We start from the raw sequence: 2,600 nt of genomic DNA on the forward strand, positions 1-2,600 counted from the left end.
CAGATGATTGAGAAGTTCCAGGGGGGCGACTGGTTCGGCGGGATGATTGATTTGCTGGGGGCCGGCTTGGGACTCTACCAGGCCAGCAAGGCCTGCTTCGTGGCCGGCACCCCCATCCGCGGCGAGCATGGCAGCCGTCCCGTGGAGGAGTTCCAGGTCGGCGACCGGGTCTGGTCACGCTCCGAGAACGATCCCGCGGGGCCGGTCGAGTTGAAGGAAATCGAAGAGGTGTTCGTCCGCTTCGCCCCGGTGATCAGCCTCCATGTCGGCGGACAGGTCATCGGCACCACCGGAGAACACCCCTTCTATGCCGAGAACAGGGGATGGGTGGCGGCGCACGACCTGACGCCCGAGGACCGCATCCTGACCGAAGACGGACGATGGCTGAACGTCGAGGAGGTCTTTGACACCGGCAAATGGCAGACCGTGTACAATTTCAGGGTCCGGGATCACCACACCTATTTCGCCGGAGATGCGGGGTGGGGCTTTGGAGTTTGGGCACACAATGCTCACTATGCCGAAACCACCCATACTGACAGCAACGGGAATCTTGTCAGTCCAAACGGGGCTTTCACCAGCGGAGGATACACCCTCAAAAATGGCCAAACGAATAGCTGGAAGTTACAAGCTTATTCTCATACTGAAGCCAAGATTGCTAGGCATTATCGAAAGATACTTAACGCAGGTGACACTCTTGTTATCAATGGAACGCTTCCACCGTGTGACACATACGCTGGTGGCTGCCAAAGAATGATGAGCGAGTTGGCCAGAAAAACAGGAGGGATAATTAAATATAAATGGCGAGATGGTGATGGCGTTGCTCACTCAATGACTTTTGAAAGAAACATTGACGGAAATGTAACTTCTAAAAGATATGTGGCTGGAAAACTTACGAACGTCGAAATCCGGGTTCCTGATCCTCTTGGTGCCGGATTTTGGTTGAGGCGATCTTGATAGAGCATTCGCACTAATTTTCGGTGACAAAATATGATTGTATTTTGTCATGCGCCATTATAAATTTCTGTTTATAATGGCGCATGACATTTGATTATTTGGATTGCGAGTCCCTGACAAAACTAGGCGGTTTTTTTGAGATCAAGGCCAGAAACGGGTTTTGTCAGAAGTCTTTCAAGCTGGACTTGTGCACTTTTTGAAAGGTATGGATCTTCAAATTGCCGCAATAGCAAGCAGTTGCGAACGATTTGACGATTCATACTGCTTGCGTGGGTGTCGAATTAACCCAGTTGATCGCCGAAAAACTCTTGGGTTCCCAAGGCTTTTGTTGTCTAAAAAAGTTCACAAGTCGAATTAAAAATCTGTCAAAAATATTTTGAATCTTCCGCGTTTTTAGCGAGGCAGCGAGCCGATTGCTCTTTTGAATTTTCAGATACATTCAAGCAGAGCTAATAAAAGATTTTACAAAATTCACAAGGATCAGCTATCGTTTTCATATGCTGGCACGAATCTTTGGTTGGTGGGCGTCGGCTATATCTTGATTTTCAAGTTTCTGTCCAAAAGCTATCTGAAAAGACCGATTTTTAGTCATTTACTCCGAAAATATTCGGGTTTTCAGAACAAACTATAATGTTAGAGGTTGCCATTCATGATCAAAACAAATGATTTTGAAAAAATCCTGAAGCAAGTTGTTGTTGCATTTTATCGCGATTTGAAATTGCAAGATGGTTCAACTCAAACGGAAATCAATCATTGCAATCGGAATTTCCAACCGAGTATACCCTTGGTAATGGCAAGATATTTTTCCATCTTGGGCAATGCCAAAGATTTGAACGATTCTTATTATCACATTCTTTCTCCATCAGAGATTTTTATCAAATCAACCAATGATACAGAGCACTTGATTGTCGCCCATGGCCATCAGCAGCTGTCATCGTTTGGCATTATCGTTACGGACTTGCAGAATGACGATCCTGCTGTTTTTGAGATATCGGAAGGCCTGATAGCATTGGCATTTGAAAATATCTCGTCATTCTACTTGTTTTTAGTGTTATGGCAAATCATCAATGAACTTATCAGATTCCGCGCCACATCTTATCCCGACTCAAAATCAATTCGATTAATTGAGAAAGAAAGTGTTCCGTTCACATTTTCAGATAATACCACAGGCGATCTTCGCTTTTTCAGACATCGTGATTGTCTGCTGCTTATTACAACCGAAGGACGAAAAAATATCATATCGGTCGGCGGCAAAACCCGTGAGTCCGTTTCCTCATTCTGCGATCACTATTCATTGAAAACAGTCCGGCTTCGCGAGCGGATATGATTGCAAGTTCTTTTTGCTGATTATTCGGGCCTCGCTGATAAAAATTCCACCGGGTGTTGCAGGGGGTGGCGTCGGGCCTGCCGACGTCGGAAGACCCGTCGGCGCTGGCGGTGTCGGCCCGCGAGTCGGCCCGCGGCCAGGGGGAGTCGATCCGGAAGGCGGCGGACGACCAGAAGCTGGCGTGGCAGACGCTGGACAAGCGGATCGAGACGTTCCAGAAGGAGATTCCGCCCGACGTCACGCCGACGCTGCCGCCGCCGCCGAAGAACACGGGGGACGCCTTCAAGACCCTCTCCGACCTGTCGGCCGCCTGGGCCGA

At 48.4% G+C, this 2,600-nt stretch carries 3 protein-coding genes; all 3 read left to right on the forward strand.

From position 1 onward, the window contains the following. Nucleotides 1-954: polymorphic toxin-type HINT domain-containing protein (locus tag BGIM_RS47850; RefSeq protein WP_040887384.1), on the forward strand; the 954-nt coding region annotated here is incomplete at its 5' end. Nucleotides 955-1,603: 649 nt separating this feature from the next. After that, on the forward strand, nt 1,604-2,281 hold the full coding sequence (locus tag BGIM_RS0100455) for a hypothetical protein (protein WP_020467882.1): 678 nt from the start codon (nt 1,604-1,606) through the stop codon (nt 2,279-2,281). A gap of 65 nt (nt 2,282-2,346) precedes the next feature. Beyond that, nucleotides 2,347-2,600, forward strand: a 254-nt coding sequence (locus BGIM_RS47855) for a hypothetical protein (protein WP_157368528.1), incomplete at its 3' end; no start/stop codon positions are given.

The sequence above is a fragment of the Zavarzinella formosa DSM 19928 genome, from assembly GCF_000255705.1.
GTDB lineage: Bacteria > Planctomycetota > Planctomycetia > Gemmatales > Gemmataceae > Zavarzinella > Zavarzinella formosa.